Source organism: Polycladidibacter stylochi (assembly GCF_001562055.1).
GTDB classification, from domain to species: Bacteria; Pseudomonadota; Alphaproteobacteria; order Rhizobiales; family Stappiaceae; genus Pseudovibrio; species Pseudovibrio stylochi.
Genome location: NZ_LLWE01000027.1, coordinates 193,465 through 213,934, shown reverse-complemented (window position 1 = coordinate 213,934; position 20,470 = coordinate 193,465). Strand labels below are relative to the sequence as shown.

Annotated in this window: 21 protein-coding genes; 8 read left to right on the top strand and 13 right to left on the bottom strand. The window is 46.5% G+C overall.

The window, feature by feature from the left end:
* Positions 1–19 precede the first annotated feature (19 nt).
* Entirely contained in the window at positions 20–1,819 is a 1,800-nt protein-coding gene (locus AYK67_RS12240) for an ABC transporter transmembrane domain-containing protein (protein WP_082735789.1), read from the top strand.
* Positions 1,820–1,884: 65 nt separating this feature from the next.
* On the opposite strand, the gene AYK67_RS12235 is transcribed toward AYK67_RS12240, so the two are convergent.
* Complete coding sequence (locus AYK67_RS12235) at positions 1,885–3,795, bottom strand: propionyl-CoA synthetase (RefSeq protein WP_068087065.1); 1,911 nt, start codon at positions 3,793–3,795, stop codon at positions 1,885–1,887.
* Between the two features lie 182 nt (positions 3,796–3,977).
* On the opposite strand from AYK67_RS12235, the gene AYK67_RS12230 reads away from it, so the two are divergent.
* The gene (locus tag AYK67_RS12230; protein WP_068087322.1) at positions 3,978–4,745 is read left to right on the top strand and encodes a sulfite exporter TauE/SafE family protein; all 768 of its coding nucleotides are present in this window, start codon (positions 3,978–3,980) and stop codon (positions 4,743–4,745) included.
* On the opposite strand, the gene AYK67_RS12225 is transcribed toward AYK67_RS12230, so the two are convergent.
* Both AYK67_RS12225 and AYK67_RS12220 read right to left on the bottom strand, forming a co-directional pair.
* Positions 4,707–5,222 (bottom strand): hypothetical protein, encoded by a 516-nt coding sequence (locus AYK67_RS12225; protein WP_068087063.1) that lies wholly within the window; start codon positions 5,220–5,222, stop codon positions 4,707–4,709. The two genes, AYK67_RS12230 and AYK67_RS12225, sit on opposite strands and share 39 nt — an antisense overlap.
* 468 nt (positions 5,223–5,690) lie before the next feature.
* Entirely contained in the window at positions 5,691–5,870 is a 180-nt protein-coding gene (locus AYK67_RS12220; RefSeq protein ID WP_068087061.1) for a YdcH family protein, read from the bottom strand.
* Between the two features lie 366 nt (positions 5,871–6,236).
* On the opposite strand from AYK67_RS12220, the gene purE reads away from it, so the two are divergent.
* Positions 6,237–6,737: a 5-(carboxyamino)imidazole ribonucleotide mutase gene (gene purE / locus AYK67_RS12215; protein ID WP_068087060.1), complete on the top strand. Its 501-nt coding sequence runs from the start codon at positions 6,237–6,239 to the stop codon at positions 6,735–6,737.
* Between the two features lie 46 nt (positions 6,738–6,783).
* On the top strand, positions 6,784–7,872 hold the full coding sequence (locus tag AYK67_RS12210; protein WP_068087057.1) for a 5-(carboxyamino)imidazole ribonucleotide synthase: 1,089 nt from the start codon (positions 6,784–6,786) through the stop codon (positions 7,870–7,872).
* Between the two features lie 43 nt (positions 7,873–7,915).
* Here AYK67_RS12210 and AYK67_RS12205 read toward each other — a convergent pair whose 3' ends face one another.
* Together AYK67_RS12205 and AYK67_RS12200 are read right to left on the bottom strand one after the other, a co-directional pair.
* A complete protein-coding gene (locus tag AYK67_RS12205) occupies positions 7,916–9,307 on the bottom strand; it encodes an MATE family efflux transporter (protein ID WP_068087052.1) in 1,392 nt (463 codons plus the stop codon).
* 219 nt (positions 9,308–9,526) lie between these two features.
* Positions 9,527–9,748, bottom strand: a complete 222-nt coding sequence (locus AYK67_RS12200) for a DUF6356 family protein (RefSeq protein WP_068087049.1) — start codon at positions 9,746–9,748, stop codon at positions 9,527–9,529.
* Positions 9,749–9,871: 123 nt separating this feature from the next.
* Between AYK67_RS12200 and AYK67_RS12195 the strand changes: the two genes are divergently transcribed.
* The 3 genes from AYK67_RS12195 to AYK67_RS12185 all read left to right on the top strand — a co-directional run bounded on the left by AYK67_RS12195 (position 9,872) and on the right by AYK67_RS12185 (position 11,844).
* Positions 9,872–10,333, top strand: coding sequence for an Lrp/AsnC family transcriptional regulator (locus tag AYK67_RS12195; RefSeq protein ID WP_068087046.1), 462 nt, complete (start codon positions 9,872–9,874; stop codon positions 10,331–10,333).
* A 226-nt stretch (positions 10,334–10,559) separates the two neighbouring features.
* The gene (rpsU, locus tag AYK67_RS12190; RefSeq protein ID WP_068087043.1) at positions 10,560–10,784 is read left to right on the top strand and encodes a 30S ribosomal protein S21; all 225 of its coding nucleotides are present in this window, start codon (positions 10,560–10,562) and stop codon (positions 10,782–10,784) included.
* 322 nt (positions 10,785–11,106) lie between these two features.
* Positions 11,107–11,844: a tetratricopeptide repeat protein gene (locus AYK67_RS12185; RefSeq protein WP_208976289.1), complete on the top strand. Its 738-nt coding sequence runs from the start codon at positions 11,107–11,109 to the stop codon at positions 11,842–11,844.
* A 19-nt stretch (positions 11,845–11,863) separates the two neighbouring features.
* On the opposite strand, the gene AYK67_RS12180 is transcribed toward AYK67_RS12185, so the two are convergent.
* The 6 genes from AYK67_RS12180 to purB form a co-directional block, all read right to left on the bottom strand.
* Entirely contained in the window at positions 11,864–12,703 is an 840-nt protein-coding gene (locus AYK67_RS12180) for an alpha/beta fold hydrolase (RefSeq protein ID WP_162265105.1), read from the bottom strand.
* 131 nt (positions 12,704–12,834) lie between these two features.
* A complete protein-coding gene (locus tag AYK67_RS12175) occupies positions 12,835–13,122 on the bottom strand; it encodes an aa3-type cytochrome c oxidase subunit IV (protein ID WP_068087035.1) in 288 nt (95 codons plus the stop codon).
* 98 nt (positions 13,123–13,220) lie between these two features.
* The gene (locus AYK67_RS12170) at positions 13,221–14,588 is read right to left on the bottom strand and encodes an ABC1 kinase family protein (protein ID WP_068087033.1); all 1,368 of its coding nucleotides are present in this window, start codon (positions 14,586–14,588) and stop codon (positions 13,221–13,223) included.
* A gap of 114 nt (positions 14,589–14,702) precedes the next feature.
* Positions 14,703–15,251, bottom strand: coding sequence for an RBBP9/YdeN family alpha/beta hydrolase (locus AYK67_RS12165; protein WP_068087030.1), 549 nt, complete (start codon positions 15,249–15,251; stop codon positions 14,703–14,705).
* Positions 15,252–15,439: 188 nt separating this feature from the next.
* The gene (locus AYK67_RS12160; RefSeq protein ID WP_068087022.1) at positions 15,440–15,799 is read right to left on the bottom strand and encodes a VOC family protein; all 360 of its coding nucleotides are present in this window, start codon (positions 15,797–15,799) and stop codon (positions 15,440–15,442) included.
* Positions 15,800–15,801: 2 nt separating this feature from the next.
* Complete coding sequence (gene purB, locus AYK67_RS12155; RefSeq protein WP_068087021.1) at positions 15,802–17,130, bottom strand: adenylosuccinate lyase; 1,329 nt, start codon at positions 17,128–17,130, stop codon at positions 15,802–15,804.
* A gap of 262 nt (positions 17,131–17,392) precedes the next feature.
* Between purB and AYK67_RS12150 the strand changes: the two genes are divergently transcribed.
* Positions 17,393–17,764, top strand: coding sequence for a VOC family protein (locus AYK67_RS12150; RefSeq protein WP_068087015.1), 372 nt, complete (start codon positions 17,393–17,395; stop codon positions 17,762–17,764).
* Positions 17,765–17,772: 8 nt separating this feature from the next.
* Here AYK67_RS12150 and AYK67_RS12145 read toward each other — a convergent pair whose 3' ends face one another.
* Together AYK67_RS12145 and AYK67_RS12140 are read right to left on the bottom strand one after the other, a co-directional pair.
* Positions 17,773–18,306: a dihydrofolate reductase family protein gene (locus AYK67_RS12145; protein ID WP_068087010.1), complete on the bottom strand. Its 534-nt coding sequence runs from the start codon at positions 18,304–18,306 to the stop codon at positions 17,773–17,775.
* 84 nt (positions 18,307–18,390) lie between these two features.
* Positions 18,391–20,205, bottom strand: a complete 1,815-nt coding sequence (locus AYK67_RS12140; protein WP_068087321.1) for a M3 family oligoendopeptidase — start codon at positions 20,203–20,205, stop codon at positions 18,391–18,393.
* Between the last annotated feature and the right edge of the window lie 265 nt (positions 20,206–20,470).

Below are 20,470 nucleotides of genomic sequence, written 5' to 3'. Positions count from 1 at the left end.
TATAAAAGGCCATTTGATAATGACACAAACAGATACCTTTAAGGAATCGCGAAAAACACTCTCTCCGCTTTTTACACTCATACCCTATCTTGCAAAACACCGGAAAAAAGTGATCGCGGCGCTCTTGGCCTTGGTTACCGCTGCGGCTGTTCTACTTGTCTTACCTGTCAGTATTCGGCTGATGATTGACAATGGCTTTTCTTCAAGCAGTGCAAGTCACATCAACGATTATTTTTCACTCATCATCGCCGTGATCATCATCATGGCTATCGCTGGTTCACTGCGCTACTATTTTGTCATGTGGATCGGTGAACGCGTTGTGCAGGAATTGAGAGCTGATGTTTTCCAGCACCTGACAACACTAGGAGCAGACTTTTTTGACAAGGAAAAGTCTGGGGAACTCGTCTCGCGTTTGAGCGCCGATACCACACTAATCAAATCGGCCTTCGGTGCCAGTGCCTCCATTGCTCTTCGGCAATTCCTTACCTTACTTGGTGCCATCACCATGATGGTTATAACCAGCTCTTATTTATCGTTCATTGCACTCATTGCCATACCTTGCATTGTACTGCCCCTTTTAGCATTTGGCAGGATGTTAAAATCTCGCAGTCGCACAGCTCAAGATAGCCTCGCGACTGCCATGGCCAACGCCAGTGAAGTGCTATCGGGAATGCGAACAATACAGGCCTATAATAATGAACAGTATGCCACCACAAGCTTTCGCAGTAAAACGCAAGAAGCCTTCGCAGCATCACTTCATGCCATTCGTGCCCGCTCCGTTTTAATCGGCACAATTATTATTGTTGTTGCCTCTAGTATTGTGGGTATCTTGTGGGTAGGTGCGAGTGAAGTCGTTTCAAATGATATGAGTGGCGGTGAACTCACCCAATTCCTGATTTACGCGATCATGGCAGCCGGTGCCGTTAGCGAGCTATCCCAAGTATGGGGTGAGCTTACACAAGCAGCAGGCGCTGCCGAGCGACTTTCCGAATTACTTGCCCTACCCTCCAGCATTACCGCGCCAGCCAAGCCAGAGCAGCTTACAACACCGGCAAAAGGTAATATCGAGTTCCAGCAGGTTGGCTTTGCATATCCTGGTGCGCGGCAGCGGCCCATTCTCAACAATATGTCCCTAACAATTCAACCAGGGGAAACTATTGCGTTGGTTGGCCCTAGTGGTGCAGGTAAATCAACCCTGTTCCAACTGCTCATGCGCTATTACGATCCCAACACAGGGTATGTCGCTCTGGATGGAATTAAACTGCACCAGCTCTCGCCACAAAACTTGCGCGACCAAATTGCCCTTGTGCCACAAGACACCACGATTTTTGGCAGCTCCATTGCTGAAAATATTGCCCTTGCGAACCCCGAAGCAACGCGAGCCGACATCGAGCAAGCTGCTAAGCATGCCTTAGCTCACGATTTCATCAGTGCTTTACCAGAGGGCTATGACACCATTGTGGGTGAACGCGGCATGACATTGTCAGGTGGCCAACGCCAACGAATCGCCATTGCCCGGGCATTGCTGAAGAACGCCCCCGTACTGCTATTGGACGAGGCCACCAGCGCCTTGGATGCTGAAAGTGAAAAGCTGGTTCAAAAAGCGCTCGACCAACTTATGATTGGTCGTACGACCCTCATTATTGCCCACAGGCTTTCCACAGTTCTCAAGGCAGATCGCATTTTGGTGATTGATGGTGGCAAGCTGGTCGAGGCAGGTACACATGCGGAACTTGTTAAACACGATGGCATCTATGCCAAGCTAGCGAAAATGCAATTTAAAGAGGGTGCGCAAGCGATTAACGAAAGCCTCACCTAAAGCAAACTGAAAGTGTCAAGGGTAGGCGTATGCGCCTACCCTTTTGGTTTTACTCTGCTTAATGCCTAGCTTTTAGGCACCTTATGCTCTTCAATTGCCGCGGCGATCTCCTCCAAAATACTAGGATCATCAATCGTCGCTGGCATTTTGTAGTCTTGGCCATCTGCAATTGAGCGCATGGTTCCGCGCAAGATTTTACCAGAACGTGTTTTTGGCAGACGCTCAACGGTTATGGCCAGTTTGAAGGCGGCAACAGGACCGATTTGTTGGCGCACCAATTTGATGAGTTCTTTTTCAACTTCATCATGTTCACGCATCACGTTGGACTTCAGCACGACGAAGCCGCAAGGCAGTTGGCCCTTCAGGTTATCGCTAATGCCAATGACCGCACATTCGGCAACATCTGGGTGCGAAGCCAGCACCTCTTCCATCGCACCTGTTGAGAGACGGTGACCAGCCACGTTAATAATGTCATCCGTACGGGACATAATAAACAGATAGCCATCTTCGTCTTTCATACCTGCATCAGATGTTTTGTAATAGCCTGGGAACTCGTCTAGATAAGCCTCTTTAAAGCGCTCCTCGGCATGCCAAAGAGTTGGCAAACACCCCGGAGGTAGAGGTAGCTTCACCGCAATATTGCCCAGCTCACCCGCACCAACAGGGTGACCTGCATCATCGAGCACCTGTACATCGTAACCCGGCATTGGCACGGTGGACGAACCTAGCTTTACAGGTAATTGCCCCAAACCAAGTGGGTTACCACAAATGCACCAGCCCGTTTCTGTTTGCCACCAATGATCCAATACAGGAACGCCCAATACGGTTTCCGCCCAGGTGATGGTGTCAGGGTCAGCCCTTTCCCCAGCGAGGAAAAGAGAGCGAAGGCAACTGATATCGTATTGCGCCAAGAATTTCGCTTCGGAATCTTCTTTCTTGATTGCACGAAAAGCGGTTGGCGCAGTGAACAGCGATACAACATTGTGTTCGCTAATGACCCGCCAGAATGCACCGGCATCAGGAGTACCGACTGGCTTGCCCTCATACAACATGGTTGTTGCGCCTAAAAGCAGTGGTGCATAAACAATATAGGAGTGGCCAACCACCCAACCCACATCGGAAGCAGCCCAGAAAACTTCGCCCGGTTTAATGTCATAGAGGTTGCTCATGGTCCAGTGTAGCGCAACCATATGTCCGCCGGTATCGCGTACCACACCCTTAGGCTGGCCTGTGGTACCGGAGGTGTAAAGAATGTAAAGCGGGTCATTCGCATCAACAGCAACACACTCAGCACGTCGGCCTTCGGCATCAGCCTTCGCCATTTCCGCGGCGAGATCAAAGTCACGCTCGCTTGTAAGTTCAGCCTTCAACGTGTCGCGTTGCTGAATCAAACAGGCCTGAGGTTTATGAGAGGATTGTGCGATAGCATCATCAAGCAATGGTTTATAGGCAATTACGCGGCCAGGCTCGATACCACAAGATGCAGAAACAATAATTGCTGGTTTAGCGTCATCTATACGCGTTGCCAGTTCGTGGGCCGCAAATCCACCGAAAACGACCGAGTGAATAGCACCAATGCGCGAACAGGCCAGCATCGCCATGGCTGCTTCAGGAATCATTGGCATGTAAATGAGAACCCTGTCTCCTTTACCAACCCCTTGCGCTTGCATCGCTGCTGCCATAAGCTGAACTTTATCAAGCATTTGTGCATAGCTGTAAGTCTGCTTGCTGTCAGTAATCGGGCTATCGTAAATCAATGCCGCTTGCTCGCCGCGGCCAGCAGCAACATGTCGATCCAAGCAATTGTAACTCGTATTACACTGTGCACCAGCAAACCAATGCCCGTAGACACCTGCATTTTCGTCAAAAACCTTCTCCCAAGGTTTTATCCAGTCAATGGCCTTTGCAGCTTCTTCCCAGAACTCCAAGGGCTTAGCTTGCCAGTTATTATAGACTTCTTGATAGCGACTGGTCATTTGGTATCCTCCCACAGCCCCAAAGCGCTCTGATATATAATTACTATAATCTACAGATAAGTGCCGTAAACCAAGAAGAAACCCAATTAGAAAAAGGGAGTACGCCCTCTGGTGAGTACCCACCTATTTCCATGGATATTTCGATAAATTTATCTTACTACGGTAGAAAAAGGTTTATATTTATGCATCCAATAACTGACCCCTATTTTTACCTAGTAGCAATACCAGCTATCATATTGACTGGCTTTTCTAAGGGAGGGCTTGGAGGTGGTATTGCACTAATCGCAGTGCCCTTAATGAGTTTGACCATATCGCCAGTTCAAGCTGCAGGCATTCTCCTACCCATACTCGTTATTATGGATATTGTGGGTTTGTTATCCTATCGCGGCAATTGGGATTCTCATACGCTCAAGCTAATACTACCTGCCAGTACTCTTGGTATTATCTTTGCCTGGATGACAGCTGCCTACGTAACCGATGCCCATATAAGATTGATTATTGGAAGCCTATCACTTTACTTTATCTTAAATCATTGGCTTAAACGAAAATTACCCAAAGAACCAAAGGGGCATAACCCGAAGAAGGCATTACTTTGGGGTGGCTTATCCGGTTTTACCAGCTTTATTAGTCATGCTGGCGGCCCCCCCTACCAGATGTACACCCTACCACTTCAACTTCCGCCCGTTATATTTGCTGGAACTTCAGTGCTATACTTTTCAATAGTGAACGCACTTAAGCTAATACCATATTTTATAATGGGCCAATTTGACAGTACGAACTTGAGCACATCAATCATCCTGCTGCCATTTGCCCCGCTGGCAACTTATGCAGGATATCGAATTGTAAAGCGCATAAACCAAAAGCTGTTCTATAAAATCACATACACATGCCTGTTTGTCGTCTCGATCAAACTAATTCACGATGGCATTGAAGGCCTTTTCGCCGGATGAGAGCGAACAGCTCCTTATAAGAGCCTCACTTGGCCTCTCTTTAATCTTCCACAACAACTTTTGGGCGTTTGAATACAGCGCAATACGGCCAAGTCTACTCATTTGTGTAGTCTCTTTTGCTTGCGGGTAGCCACCAATAAACTGTTTTCTATATGGTAGATTGACAACTTTCTTAAATGGCCATTGAAAGCAGCTAAAACTGGTTCCTGTCGTATTCGCTGTGCGCCCTAAACTGCAAACATTGAAAGTAGTCGGCAGCAAAAGGGAGCTCATCACAAAGATCACAACCGCCCATTGCAACCAATGAGATCTAAGATGGGTAAATAACACAGTGCGTGCTTTATAAAGCTGAAAAATCACTGGCAACAAAATAAGTACAAATAGCCACTGTTGCCCATACTGGAACTGCGGTGTCATAGAAAACACAATGACAGCAAGCAACAGGATGGCAAAAAAAGCCATTGTTGCATAAAGCATTACAGAGCGCCTGCTTTGAAGCTTACTATTCCATCTCATTTTGCACCTCCGCCTGCTGGTATCAGGCGCAATTCTCCAACCCGAATTGATCTTATAAGTATTGGATAATGTTTGGGAAGTGTTTAGAGATGGTCATATTGTCACCCCTCAGTAATAAATAGTAACTATAATAGATTATACAGAAATTACATAATTTCAATTGGATAAATACAATATAAATTACCTTTACCAAGTACAACAAAAGTAAACAGTAATTATTATGAGATTTTTATATCCATTTACTATAAAATATACAAAATGCCACAAAACTTATAATTTTACAGTATCCCCCGCATCTATAATATATCTCAAAGGATAATAACCGTTACTTTCCTGGTGGGTAGATTACTTAGGCGGCATATGAGTTTGCCTATGAAAAAGCGCCATTGAATAACAATGACGCTTACATTGGCCGATTATCATTTCAGATTAAGAATCGAGCCTTGAATCTTTATACTTGGTAATCTCGTCTTTGAGTTGGAGTTTTTTGCGTTTCAGCTCATTGATATGCAAAGGGTCAGATGATGGGCTGTTCAAAGCTGACTGTATAGCGCGTTCCATATCTGCATGACGCCGCTCGAGTTCAGTCAGGTGAGCTTGGATGGACATGAAGCGAAATCCTCCTGCTTATTATGATCACAATTGGAGTGTGACATTTTTTTAAAAGCTTGTCGAACGATGATTAGGTGTTTTTTGCAGGCAATATACAACTTCTGTTTGCATAACCGTATTATTTTTACCGCTAAGGCATTTCCAGTCTCTTTAAAAATCAGCAGTTAGAAATATCCCACAAAAGATTCTAGCTGCTACAAAAGAACCCACAACAAACTATTGCAATATCTAAACAGTCGCATTAATCGGAAAGACTTGAAACATCCAATAGTAATCTGGGTTGCTTTACTGAATAACGCTAGTTTCTTCACTAAAAGAAGTTATTTTCAATTATAGGCAAGCATTTATGTCAAGGAGACAATCATGACAAACGCTCAAGTTTCCGATGTTGCAATTATTATGGGAAGTCAGTCTGATTGGCCAACGATGAAACATGCTGCAGACACTCTTGATGCACTTGGCATAACACATAAACCTATGATTGTCTCAGCCCATCGCACACCTGAGCGCCTATATGATTTTTCCAAAACGGCTAAGGATAGTGGCTATAAAGTAATTATCGCCGGCGCTGGTGGTGCTGCCCACTTGCCTGGTATGACTGCAGCCATGACGCCCCTGCCAGTTTTCGGCGTGCCAATTGAATCACGCTGCCTTAAAGGACAAGATAGCTTACTCTCTATTGTGCAAATGCCCGCTGGCATTCCAGTCGGTACATTAGCTATCGGTAAAGCTGGTGCGGTAAATGCTGCACTTATGGCAGCCTCAATTTTAGCTTTGACAAATGAGAGCGTAGCCGCAAATCTAGACTACTGGCGCACAAAGCAAACACAATCTGTCGCTGAAATTCCAGTTAACAATCCGTAGTGATTGCAACCCATTAACAAATACTAAGAAATAGGGTCAAGAAATCATGTCAGCCATATTAAAGCCCGGTGAAACCATAGGTATATTGGGAGGGGGGCAACTGGGCCGTATGATTGCCACAGCAGCTGCACGGCTAGGGCTGAAAACCCATATTTTTTGCCCTGATGTCGATAGCCCCGCTTTTGATGTGGCAACACTTACAACCATTGCAAACTACGATGACCAAGACGCCTTAGAAGCATTTGCAGATCAAGTCTCTGTGGTAACGTACGAGTTTGAAAATGTCCCCTTTGAAACCGCAGAGTTTTTACAAGCCCGCGTTCCTGTTCGTCCTGGATCTAAGGCGCTTAAGGTTTCACAGGATAGACTGACAGAAAAGCAATTTCTGTTAACGCGTGCGGGTGTAGCGACAGCACCATTTGCTGATGTTACCAGCCTGCCCGACTTAAACGAGAGTCTTACCCGCTTTGGTGGAAAAGGCGTTTTGAAAACGCGCCGATTTGGCTATGACGGCAAAGGCCAAGTCATGATCCACTCTGTAGATGAAGCGCAAAGCGCATTAGCAGCACTCGGCAATCAACCTGCAATTCTTGAAGGCCTCATCGAGTTCGACAAAGAGATTTCTGTAATTGTTGCCCGCAGTTTGGATGGCCGAATTTCCTGTTATGATCCTACTGAAAACTATCACAGGAATCATATTCTCAAAACATCCAGTGTCCCCGCAAACATCGATAGTGATTGTGCCCAAAAAGCGAAACGCATGGCAGAAACTATTGCAACCTCTTTAGATTATATTGGGGTGATGGGGGTAGAGTTTTTCGTAGTCGATGGTGACGGCCAGCAATCACTTTTGGTAAATGAAATTGCACCAAGAGTTCATAACTCTGGTCACTGGACAGAAGATGCTTGCATAACATCGCAATTTGAGCAGCACGCTCGCGCTGTAGCCGGCTGGTCACTCGCATCAGCCACACGGCATTCCAATGTCATCATGGAAAACCTTATTGGCGATGATGCAAAGAGCTGGAAGTCGATCTTACAAGAAGAAAACGCGAAGCTTACATTATATGGTAAGGCAGAAATACGCGATGGCAGAAAAATGGGCCACGTAAACCGCCTTAGCCCGCTAAGCTAACTTGTAAAAACCAGAAAAACCGCAGTAAGCGGTTTTTCTATGCCTATGGCTTAATAAGATTAAGCTTGTCACGCCGAATAAATCGGGAGAGTAAGAAGACCGAGCTAAACGCCAAGCCGTTTGCCAAGCCCCACCAAATACCTTCCGGCCCCCAATCATAAACAAATGCCAATACATAAGAGGAGCCGATACCAACAACCCAGTAACCGCAAACTGCGATAAGCATCGGCATTTTCGTATCCGACATACCGCGCAAAACACCTGCAGCAACGCCTTGGATACTATCAAAAACCATAAATACAGCGGCAATAAACACCAAAGGCACCCCTATTTTCATTACTTGAGCAGCCTCGGGATTTGAGGGGTCCAGGTAGAAACCAATAAGAGTTTCCGGCGCGGCTAAAAAGAGTAGTGCGCCAAGCGCTGCAATACAGCCACCAAGGCCTATGGCAACCCAACCAGATCTTTTAATCGCCATAGGATCATTGCGTCCCACCGCATGACCAACACGCACGACTGCGGCATTCGAAAGCCCCAACGGGATCATATAGGCGATGCCTGACAACTGCCCGGCAATGCCATGCGCTGCCAACTCTATGGTTCCTATCCACCCCATCATAAAGGCTGCAGCAACAAACAACCCAACCTCAGCAACTATTGTAAGTGCAATTGGCAAGCCCAAGCGCCATATTTCAGCAAAGGCATTCCAGTCAGCGCGCCAAATGCGGACAAACAACTCGTATTGCCTTGAGCGCGGATCTATATAAACATAGCCAATTAAAATCAGAGATGAAAATGTAGCTGTGGCGACCGAAGCTATACCTGCACCCAAGATCCCAAGCTTGGGAAAGCCATAGTGACCAAAGATCAGTAAATAATCAAAAATAGCATTCAATAGGGCACTGGCAACAGTTGCCCAAAGAACCACTTGCGCCCGCTCAATACTTGTCAAGAAGCAGCGAATTGCAACCACAAGCAAACCCGGATACATCGACCATTGAACAATTTGTAAATAACTTGCGGCAATTTTCGAAACTTCAGGATCTTGACCGACAAGTACAAATATCTGCTCTCCATGCCATAAAACCAACATGGCAACAGTGGTGTAGCTTAAGGCAACCCAAATACCCATTCGCGAAGCACGTCGAACGCCGCGCACATCCCCCTGCCCAACGGCACGCGAAGCCAAAGGCATAACGGCCTGCAAGACACCAAGGCCAGCCAAAAACACGATGAAAAACAGCTGCAGAGCTATAACTGAAGCTGCAAGCTCCTTCGCACCGAGCCAGCCGATCATCAAGGTATCGGTAAAATTAATCGCCATTTGTGCCAATTGCGCACCAATCAATGGAACGCCCAATAGCAGCGTTGCTTTTCCTTCTTGCAACCACAAAGCGGAACTATCGGTTGCGCTGGTTTTGTCGACCGGCGTCATAATGGTTATGGCTCCTAAATGGAAATAGATGCTGAAAGAGAACCCGTCAGCAATAGTCTATAAAACTGAAACTGTAGCGATATTACTGCCTAGCTTACGCAAAGCGTTCTTCGCAATAAGCACCACAGCAAGCCAACAGGCATTATTGCATCACCTGCGTTACTTCAAGAGCAATAACACATTTTTTAACCCCGGCAAATAAAAGCCCACCCAGTAGCTTTACTTAGATTTCCCTCGGTTACTAAACCTATCATAAAGTTGAATGATTATCTGACTTGCAGTTTTTTCAAATAAAAATGGCAATAATGCATGGATAAATGCAGCCAGGGCCGCAAACAACAATTTCAACCCAATCGAGCTAGCAAAGCGAGCATGCTCTAAATAACTCTCATTAACCGTTCTTGGATGCGCTCGAAACAATTCCAGTATTTTAACTCGCATAACCCCTCCCTAATATTGATTCATATCAAAATACATTATCTAGCATTTTATTCTTCCCATTTTTCCCGCAATAGTTTATATTTTCGAGACTATCGTCCCAAATTACACAGAGTAACATACGTTTTGTTAGATGAATTAGACAAGAAAGTGCTAAATGCACTCCAAGATGATGCTACGCTTTCACTCGCGGAGCTTTCGGATAAAATTAATTTATCGCGCAATGCCATTTGGCGACGACTTACACGCCTTGAGCAAGAGGGCTATATAATCGAGAAAGTTGCTCATCTTGATCGGCAAAAGGTCAACCTGGAGCTTACCGCATTTATAGCAGTCAAAACTGAAACACACTCTGCTGAATGGCTTGAGGACTTTAAAAAAGCGGTTACAACGATTCCTGAGATTATTGGCATGTACCGCATGAGTGGTGATGTAGATTATATACTTCACGCAGTGATTCCCGACATGCGCGCCTATGACCATCTGTATAAGACACTAATCTCGCGTGTTTCATTGTCAGATGTTTCCTCCAGTTTTGTTATGGAAGAAATTAAAAACACCACTAAATTACCATTAGAATACACTTAGAGTCACAGTCATCGTGTATTTTTGCGAGAAGATTTGCTCAAAACCTCTATTTCTTATTGTTGATGGTGGACAATATAAATTCATTCTGCTAGGAACCCACCACAAGAAACGGTGTAGCAGCTTTGAAGCAGTTGCTTCATATCTTCGCTGGTACCCGTAGGTACTCAATCTAATTTAGCCAACAGCTTGGGTTTTTCTCAGGCTGCCGAAAGGTAAGGGATAGCGCGTGCAGGTTCTCGTTCGCGATAATAACGTCGATCAAGCGTTAAAAGCGCTTAAGAAAAAGATGCAACGTGAAGGCATCTTCCGTGAAATGAAGCTTCGTGGTCACTACGAAAAGCCTTCTGAAAAGAAAGCTCGCGAAAAGGCCGAAGCAATTCGCCGCTCTCGCAAGCTTGCACGTAAACGTGCACAACGCGAAGGTCTTCTGGTGGGCAAAGGTCGTCGTTAATCGCACCCTGATGATTCGCCAGAATATCACTTAAAACAACGGACGAACTGGGGAACCAGTTGGTCCGTTTGTTGTTTTATATGATAATTTAACTAACAGTGCCCGACGCAAGCTATTGTTGATATATAGCCATGGCGACACAAAATTGCTTAAGTGTTTAGGCATGCATTGAAGCGGGTAATTGAATACGGAGGCCGCAATGCGGTTCGGGCTGAAAAATTATTATAGAAAAAAAACTCTGGGCATCCTCGTCCTAACAGCATTTTTAGGGGCATGTAGCACCTCAGGAATTTCATATAGAGATATCCCCATTGACCGCAATGTGGGGTCCCGTGCAAATATTAGCAGTCTAACAGATGCCGTCGAAGCTGCTCCACACGACCCGAATGTTTATAATACCCGCGGCATCGCATATGCGAAAGCTGGCCGTCTCGACGATGCAATCGAAGACTTCAATTCAGCTTTAAAAATCAACCCGAATTCTTACCAAGCCTATGCGAACCGTGCCTTAGCCGAGCGTCGGAAAGGCAATAACAGCAAAGCTCTTGCCGATTACAATGCAGCGTTACGCATTCGTCCTAACTACATTTTGGCACTAAATGGGCGCGGCAATACTTACCGCGACTTAGGGCAGTATAGTGCAGCGCTGAGAGATTTTAACAGTATTATTCGGTTGAATAAGGGAGACGCACGCGCCTACCACAACCGTGGTTTGATTTATCAGGCTCAAGGGCTGCAATCAGCTGCGCTAAATGACTTCTCCTCAGCAATTGGCTTAAACTCCCGCGCTTACTCTCCGCTGATCGCAAGGGGGGCGATTTACTATCAACGGAAAGACTATAAATCCGCCTTAGCCGATTATAACGCAGCGCTGACAATTAATAATCGTCTTCTCGTTGCATGGATTAATAAGGGTAAAGCTGAAGAAGCCCTTGGCCAAATTTCCAACGCCCGAAAGTCATATCGCGGCGCTTTGCATCTGGATCAAAACAACACCGAGGCCAAAGCGGGTTTAAACCGCACCATGCACACAAGTTCTGCGCCACTAAACGCAAGCTAGGTTTTATTAAACCGGCAGTCTATTTAGGCGCTGCATTTGAAAGCCAATTCAAAGTTAAACGCCAATCTATCATACGGATTGGCGTTCCGTGCGAACCATTTTTGAATAAGGTCAATCGCACCGGATATGCTGGATTGTTTTTCTTAAAGGCTGCATAATGATTAAATTGTTGTTTCCAATCGTAAGCACGATCATTCGTTCCATGTGCAATCACCACCGGAATGCGCTTTTCGAACAATTTTGATTGATACAGCGCTCTATGATTGGCCCCACCCAAAATTATCATAGCATCAAGATATTGAAGGGCCTGACTGTTATTTGCCATTTGGTAACAAATAAGGCTCCCCATGCTTGCGCAGGCTAAACTAATATTTGCTTGCGGGGCTTTTCGTGCATAATACTGCATTAGCTCCAACACTTGAGCAGCACCGTTATTACCAAAGTCCGTAAAGTCCGCTGTTATATAGACCCCATCATTGCGATAACTCAGGTTTTTAAGGCGGTTGAAATTACCGCCAAACCGGTAATCGCTCATTCCCAAACGGCTATCACCTCCCTTACCATGCAAAAAAAACACAATCTGGCGAGTTTTCTTAGTAACTTGTCCAACACGGCGGTGGTCCAGATGCACCCCTGCCAATTGCATCGATACCTGACGCGTCGCCCATTTGGGTTTGAGAGATATATACTCGCTATGTACTTCTTGCTCAGCCACATAGTCGCGTTGATAGATATCTCTCTCGATCTGGTAGTCAACAAGTATGTAATCGCCGTTGTAGCCAACCTCTAAAATTCCCGGATATGCAAAGAGGCGGTCTTTATATGGGCGGTACGCCTCGCGAGCATTTGCTTGTGACAAACACAAGCTCAAGAATAATAGTACTATTAACAATCCGCAGTTTTGTGCTGCCTTTTGTTTGACGCCCGCTCGCATGATACAACTCTTGGGTGACACGACAATAATGACCTAAGTGGCCACTCTTTGATTCATTAACCCAAGAGAATAACTGAACACAACCCGCTTAATCCCAGGACTCCCAAGGGAATCAGCGCTGGTTTATTTTTAACTGCCATGCCCACCATAAAAGCGGCAAGACAAAGAATAACTAGAAAGCTGCCCAATAGTGCGCCTGCGCCACCACCAAAGCCAATAAGTGCCAGACAAATAACAACAGTTAGTAGAGTAATGGTTCCAAGCTTAGTGAGCTTGATAAAGCTAGTATAGGTCTGCTCATGCGCATTGTAATCCATTTGAGAAACATCGTTTTGCTCTACCATAATTACTCCCCTTACCTGCTAAAATCCTGACCTCTAGTATATCTCCTACGTTTATCAGCTGGCAATCAAGTATATTGCAACTAAAGTTGCATTCCTCATTAGCCATTCTCAAGCCCATGCTTTTCGAGCAGCTGTTTTTGTCGCATTGTTACCTTATGCAAATCAAACTCTTCTATTTGAGCATTAAACAGCTGATAGAAGTTTAACTTAGCCCCCATATGCAAAAACACTCCGCCTAAACCAATAGCAGCGCGATCCATAAAAACAAAACTACGAGGAATAGTCAGCGGCCCTTTGGCCTTGAGTGCTTGATGTACTTTATATGCTTCCTGACGGCCATAATCAGCGGCAGAAACACCTTCGGCCAACGCTTGCACTTTATCATTCAAAAGCGGCCCATAAATAAACCGTGCCCAGATATTCAATATGTCAATCAGTTCACGATCAAGGTTTTCAAAGCCCCACAACTCATAGGCGGCAACAATCATCTCGTCTTTTTTCTGCAATAACCCATGGTAAAGCATGGAAACCCCTTCAACAAAAGAGGGCTCAAATATTCGAATGCAGCCATAATCAAGTAGGTTGAGGCCGAGTGCTCCCGGCTCATCGCCCGATATAGTATAGTTTCCTAAATGCGGGTCGCCATGAATGACGCCGAAATACGAAAACGGATACCACCATGCCTTAAACATGATGCGTGAAATTTCGTTACGAACCTCTTGCGAAGCTTCTTTAAAAGTGAGGATTCGCGCCCCTTCCAACCAACTCATAGTTAGCAAGCGGCCCGTCGAAAGTTCTCTATGATATTGCGGAACAGATACTTCGTTATCTTGGCTGAAGATATCACTATAGGCCAACATGTTGCGCGCTTCGCGGTCATAATCCAGTTCTTCAACCAACCGCGCTGCAATTTCTTCTGCCACTTGCGATGTATCGACAACACTTTGAATGCGCCTATGGACCGATAAAGCAAGACGCATTTGCGCAAGGTCTGCAGCAACAGCGCTATCCATGTCAGGGTATTGCAACTTGCAAGCCAGCGTATCACCGTCATGACTAACCGCTTTATGAACCTGCCCCAAAGATGCGGCGGCAGCTGGATGGTGCTCAAAACTGGCGAATTTTGCCTGCCAATTGGTGCCAAGCTCGGCTTGCATGCGCCTCTTGACAAAAGCCCAGCCCATGGGCGGGGCATCCGCTTGTAATGCGGCCAGTTCCTCAGCGTATTCAGGGGGCAAAGCATCGGGTATTGTTGCCAGCATTTGGGCAACCTTCATCAAGGGCCCTTTCAGGCCTCCCAATGCCTCGGCGATTTCTGCGGCGTTTTTAGCCGAATCTAGTTCGTAGCCAAACAGCTTGGCACCCGCCATTTTGGCCGCTACCCCGCTCAGGTTTCCACCAACTTTTGCATAGCGGCCAATACGTGCTGTAAAGCGGTTGCGCTCTTCGTCTTTGCTCTCAACCATATCCTACGCCCATTTGTACTCTATGTTCTTTTACATATAGCACAACAATGGAACGCAAATACAAATCATAAAAACAGCCAAGCCCAAGCATGCAACCATGCGTTACCTGTAAATTTACAGGGCTTTCATAAAGTGGGCAAAAGACAGCAGTCCCTCTGGCCACGGGCCTTGACCGCTTTCAACGTTGATATGGCCACTTTCACCAGCGTCTTGAAAGTTCACTTGCCAGTGCTTTGCCAACTGCTCGGCGCGCTCGAAAGTGCAATAGGGATCATTCCGACTGGCAACAACGCGGGCATGAAAGCCAAGTGGAGCGGTTGGCAACGGACCAAAAGCATGTACACTCTCAGGCACCATTGAGCTATCGTCGCAATCGGGGCAGGCAACTAAAAATGCCCCTTTAACCCATGGCTTGATTCTTGGTGCAGCATGTACTGTTGTCGCGACACCCAATGAGTGTGCAACAATAACGACAGGGCGAGTTGCTTTTTCAACAGCAGATACCAAGTTATCAACCCACTCATCCAGAACAGGCTTTTCCCAATTGGCCTGCTCAACACGACTGGCTGTCGATAGCTTTTGTTGCCAACGTGTTTGCCAATGCGCCCCACAAGACCCGAATAAACCTGGGACAATTAATACATCTGCTTCGGAAATCTTCATCTTGCTTATACCTGCACCAATAGTGTTTCGGCGCTTTTTAAACGCATTCCAACACCAGAGCAAAGCCGGATTTTTTGCAAATCCGACAAAGAGCGCAAATTTCTTCTTTTTTAGTGGAGTTCATCACTAAAATGCGCATGGCAATAAAAACGACTTCGCGAAAATACAAGCCAGTTGCCTTAAAACGCCTAGTTGGCCTCTCCAAGCAAGGTCAAAGTATTGCCGAACGGGTCGGTAAAATGGGCCAGTACGCCACCCCAGGGTTGCTGTTGCGGAGGCTGTGTAAACTTCACACCGCGCTTGGAAAGCTCTTCATAGCGCGCCATGATATTACCTGCTTGCAGCGAAACGCCCACGAAACGGCCCACATAACCCTCGCTTTCTTCATCACCGGCTTCCTCGACAATGAATTCAGCATTATCAAGCCCGGCACCAAATGCACCGAGCTCGCTCATCTCCCACGTGAGAGGTAGCCCTAAGGTCTCTGTATAAAATTCTTTCGCCTTGTCGAAATCATCTACAAAAATTCTGAGACCATAGAGCTTCATTGTTACCCCTCGCCAAATACCCTTTTAAAGATCACATCAACATTTTTGGTGTGATAACCAAGGTCAAAGCGCTCTCGAACCTGCTCTTCGCTCAAATGTTTGCGCACATCCTCATCCGCCAGCAGTTCGGTAAGGAAGTCCACCTTGGCATCTCCCGATATCTGGTAGCTGTCCCACACCTTCATAGCATTACGTTGCACCAGACGGTAACTATCCTCACGTGAGCAACCGGCCTGTGTCAAGGCCAAAAGTATACGCTGCGAGTGAACAAGCCCGCCAAGACGGTCCATATTGCCCATCATACGTTCAGGGTAAACCACCAGATTTTCCATCACATTGGTGAGCCGTGCCAAAGCAAAGTCCAGAGTTACGGTTGCATCTGGGCCAATCATACGCTCAACAGATGAATGCGAGATATCGCGCTCGTGCCACAACGCCACGTTTTCCATTGCTGGCATGGCGTAGGAGCGCACCATACGGGCAAGGCCGGTAAGGTTCTCTGTCAAAACCGGGTTACGCTTATGCGGCATAGCTGAGGAGCCTTTTTGCCCCTTGGAGAAGAACTCTTCCGCTTCCAGTACTTCGGTACGCTGCAAATGACGCACTTCTGTTGCAAGACGCTCGATTGAAGAGGCCACCACACCGAGTACCGCAAAGAACATGGCATGGCGATCACGTGGAATAACTTGAGTGGATACAGGCTCAACACCCAAACCGAGTTTTTCGGCCACGTGCTCTTCAACGCGCGGGTCGATATTGGCAAATGTACCAACAGCGCCGGAGATCGCACAGGTTGCGATTTCTTCACGGGCAATTTCAAGGCGTTTTTTACAACGGTCGAATTCAGCGAAGGCTTGCGCCATCTTCATGCCAAATGTGACAGGCTCAGCGTGAATACCGTGCGAACGACCAATGGTGACAGTATCCTTATGTTCATAGGCGCGGCGCTTTAGAGCTGCCAGCAGCTTGTCCATGTCTTCAAGAAGGAGGTCGGCGGCACGCACCAGCTGAACGTTAAAGCATGTGTCCAAAACATCGGAAGAAGTCATGCCCTGATGTACAAAGCGGGCATCAGGACCAACGATCTCGGCCAAATGCGTCAAGAAGGCAATCACATCATGCTTGGTTTCGCGCTCAATCTCGTCAATACGTGCAATATCAAAAGTTGCAGGGCCACCTTTTTCCCAAATCACTTTTGCTGATTCTTTCGGGATCACCCCCAGCTCGGCCAAAGCATCACAAGCATGTGCTTCAATCTCGAACCAAATGCGAAACTTTGATTCAGGTGACCAGATGTTGACCATATCAGGTCGGGAATAACGCGGGATCATGTGGGCCCTCATATAAGCTGGGGAAATCAATAATGTCTGCAGCAGCACTTAGCAGGACATTTCACCAACTACAATGGGCTTATGAGAATATCTTGACCAAAATAATCAAAACCCAAGTACGAAAAAATATACACCTCCAGAGAAGTTATACAACACAAATATAAATACAGAAAACAATCAGCATAAACAGTAGTTTTCAAATAAAAAATACATAGTAAACTACCCTAGAATGTAATAATTTAGCTAATATGAAAGTGATAAAATGGAACTGGGCGCTTTTTCAATAAGTCTAACGGTTAAAGACTTAAAAATTTCAAAGGATTTCTACGAAAAACTGGGCTTTTCTGATATGGGTATCAGCTGTGGCGACAACTGGACCATCTTGCGCAATGGCCCAATAGTTATTGGCTTATTTGAAGGCCACTTTGAAAAAAACATGCTGACCTTTAATCCCGGCTTCGATCAACAAGCTAATATGCTTGAAAACTTTACTGATGTGAGAGAAATTCAAAAACAATTGCTGGCTCAAGGTGTCAAGCTTAGCCAACAAGCAGACACTGAGAGCAAGGGGCCTGCTCACATCATGCTGGAAGACCCGGACGGCAACCCTATTCTAATCGATCAGCATGTTTAGGCTTTAGCCTAACCAACTTTATAGCTGGTCTGCACCAGACCAGACGGAAAACTCTTGGTTCCTTGAAGCGTGAGTTTTATCGAACGCGGCATGGAACCAAACATCCTCTTCCCATTGCCGAGAACGATCGGAACCTGGGTTATGGTAAGTGTTTCGATCAAGCCTGCATTCAAAAACGCTTGCACCAACTGACCGCCATCGACATATACATTTTTCCAGCCCAGTGATTGAGCATAGTCCATAGCTTGCTGAGGCGATAAATCCTTGATTTCAACTTTATCAGTCAGGGAACTATCAAGTTCGGCCCCCGACAAATGCCGGCTAAGAATAATTGCAGGCTTGTTATATACCCATTCACCAAAGCCGCGAACAACATCGAATGTTTTGCGACCCATCAAAAGGCCATCTACCCGCGCCATGAAGTCGTTAAAACCGGTATCCTCGCCCTCCACAGCTGCTGCATTCAACCAGTCGAGTTCATCATTCGGGCCAGCGATGAACCCGTCAACGCTCATGGCCATAAAAACATGCCCAACTGCCATTAACTTACTCCGTATTGACTGAAATCGGGGAGAAGGGAGCAAAGCACATATGCCTTGCTGCCATTCTTTTGTTAAGTCGCTGAATTAGTCCATCGCTTCCAGCTCGTCGATCATCCGCTCAATCACGGAAAGCCCCTTCTGCCAGAACGCCGGGTCGCTGGCATCTAGCCCGAACGGAGCCAGTAAAGCGCTGTGATGTTTGGTGCCACCAGCCTTGAGCAAATCAAAATACTTTTCTTGGAACCCATCGCCGTCTTCTTCAAAGACAGCGTAAAGGGAGTTGACCAAGCAATCGCCAAACGCATAGGCGTAAACGTAAAACGGTGAGTGAATGAAATGCGGAATGTAAGTCCAGTAATTCTCGTAGCCACCTTCAAGGTTAATAGCAGGCCCCAAGCTTTGCGCCTGAACTTCCATCCACAGCTCACCAATTTGCTCAGCTGTGAGCTCACCCTGCTTTCGCGCTGTGTGCACTTTTTGCTCGAAGCTGTAAAACGCGATCTGTCGCACAACTGTGTTGAGCATGTCCTCGACTTTTGAAGCCAGCATCACTCGACGCTGCTCGGCATTTTCGGCCTTCGAAAGCATATCTTTAAAGGTGAGCATCTCGCCAAAAACGCTAGCGGTTTCAGCCAAGGTCAATGGTGTCGGCGCCATTAAAGCACCCTGCTCCGCTGCCAACACCTGATGCACACCATGGCCAAGTTCGTGGGCAAGTGTCATCACATCGCGAATTTTACCTTGGTAATTCACCAGCACAAACGGGTGGGCACTCGGCACAGTTGGGTGGGCAAAAGCACCCGGTGCTTTACCAGGGCGCGCGGGCGCATCAATCCAGTTCTTCTCAAAGAATGGCTTTGCCAGCTCTACAAGCTTTGGCGAAAAGCGCTCATAGGCGGCCAAAACGGTTTCTTTTGCTTCAGCCCATGGAATAACCCGGTTATCCGCTTGTGGTAGTGGTGCATTGCGGTCCCAAAAGTTCATTTTTTCAACATCGAGCCATTTGGCTTTCAGCGCATAATAGCGGTGAGACAAACGCGGATAAGCTGCTTGTACCGCGTCTACCAGCGCATCAACCACTGGCCCTTCCACACGGTTGGCCAAATGACGGCTATCGGCAATGCCTTCAAATTTGTGCCAACGGTCGTAAGTTTCTTTATCCTTGGCCAACGTGTTGGTGATCAGCGTGAAAACACTCAGGTTCTTTGCAAAGGTCTTGGAAAGTGCTGCAGCTGCTTTCTGGCGTTTTTCACCATCAGCGTCTTGCAACAATGTCAAAACCGGCTCAATTGGTAGAACTTCACCATCGATTTCGTAGCGGGAGCTGGAAATAGTTTCATCAAACAGGCGATTCCATGCTGCTGCACCGGTTATATGCTTTTCATGGAACAACTGCTCCAGCTCATCAGCCAGTTGATGCGGGCGCTCTAGGCGCACATCCTCAAGCCATGGTGCAAAGTGAGCAAGCTTCTCGTTCTTGACTGCTTCATTTAGAACGCTATCGTCGATACGATTCAATTCCAGAGCAAAAAACAGCAAGCTTGTACCAATATTGGTGAGCTTCTCTTGCACGTCCCCATAGAATTTTTGCCGTACAGGATCCGTGGTGTTTTGTGTGTAAACAAGCCCGGCAAATGACCCGAGCCGTCCCATAAGGTCTTCCAGCTGCTCATATTCGGCAATGATTTGAGCGAGCTCTTCACCACTACGCGCAGTAATATCAGCGAGTTTGCCTTTATAACTTGCCTCAAACTTTTTTGCTGTTGAATCTGCTTTTTCCATATCCGCAGCAAATACTGGGTCTTCCATTGCAGCATATAGCGCCGATAAATCCCACTCGGGCAATTTGCCGAATTCGTCACTGCTGTGACCTGTCTCTGCAGCATCAAAAGTTCGCATATCAAGTAAATATGTTTTCGTCATTTTTCCAGCCAATTTTGTAAGCCTCAAAGATCGAAGTTCTTCTTCGAGAATAAAAGCTACTCACAGGGCAGCAGTCTTTGTTCATATTGGTTTCAGTATGCTGTCATTTTTTAAAACTGCAACAATCAAGATTACGACTTGGCACTCTCCTTTAAAGGCAGCCGAGAATATAAGTATTTGTTTACCTAAAGTCCCTAGCATTGATCCAAAATGATACAGTAATAACTTCTAATTATTTTCA

Coding starts and splice junctions, on each gene's coding strand:
- purB (WP_068087021.1), bottom strand. CDS start 17,130: ATGATCCCGCGTTATTCCCGACCTGATATGGTCAACATCTGGTCACCT.
- AYK67_RS12200 (WP_068087049.1), bottom strand. CDS start 9,748: ATGCGAGTTAAAATACTGGAATTGTTTCGAGCGCATCCAAGAACGGTT.
- AYK67_RS12145 (WP_068087010.1), bottom strand. CDS start 18,306: ATGGCAGTTGGGCATGTTTTTATGGCCATGAGCGTTGACGGGTTCATC.
- AYK67_RS12170 (WP_068087033.1), bottom strand. CDS start 14,588: ATGGTTGAGAGCAAAGACGAAGAGCGCAACCGCTTTACAGCACGTATT.
- AYK67_RS12160 (WP_068087022.1), bottom strand. CDS start 15,799: ATGAAGCTCTATGGTCTCAGAATTTTTGTAGATGATTTCGACAAGGCG.
- AYK67_RS12210 (WP_068087057.1), top strand. CDS start 6,784: ATGTCAGCCATATTAAAGCCCGGTGAAACCATAGGTATATTGGGAGGG.
- AYK67_RS12165 (WP_068087030.1), bottom strand. CDS start 15,251: ATGAAGATTTCCGAAGCAGATGTATTAATTGTCCCAGGTTTATTCGGG.
- AYK67_RS12225 (WP_068087063.1), bottom strand. CDS start 5,222: ATGCTTTATGCAACAATGGCTTTTTTTGCCATCCTGTTGCTTGCTGTC.
- AYK67_RS12175 (WP_068087035.1), bottom strand. CDS start 13,122: ATGGTAGAGCAAAACGATGTTTCTCAAATGGATTACAATGCGCATGAG.
- AYK67_RS12205 (WP_068087052.1), bottom strand. CDS start 9,307: ATGACGCCGGTCGACAAAACCAGCGCAACCGATAGTTCCGCTTTGTGG.
- AYK67_RS12150 (WP_068087015.1), top strand. CDS start 17,393: ATGGAACTGGGCGCTTTTTCAATAAGTCTAACGGTTAAAGACTTAAAA.
- AYK67_RS12140 (WP_068087321.1), bottom strand. CDS start 20,205: ATGCGAACTTTTGATGCTGCAGAGACAGGTCACAGCAGTGACGAATTC.
- AYK67_RS12230 (WP_068087322.1), top strand. CDS start 3,978: ATGCATCCAATAACTGACCCCTATTTTTACCTAGTAGCAATACCAGCT.
- AYK67_RS12235 (WP_068087065.1), bottom strand. CDS start 3,795: ATGACCAGTCGCTATCAAGAAGTCTATAATAACTGGCAAGCTAAGCCC.
- AYK67_RS12220 (WP_068087061.1), bottom strand. CDS start 5,870: ATGTCCATCCAAGCTCACCTGACTGAACTCGAGCGGCGTCATGCAGAT.
- purE (WP_068087060.1), top strand. CDS start 6,237: ATGACAAACGCTCAAGTTTCCGATGTTGCAATTATTATGGGAAGTCAG.
- AYK67_RS12240 (WP_082735789.1), top strand. CDS start 20: ATGACACAAACAGATACCTTTAAGGAATCGCGAAAAACACTCTCTCCG.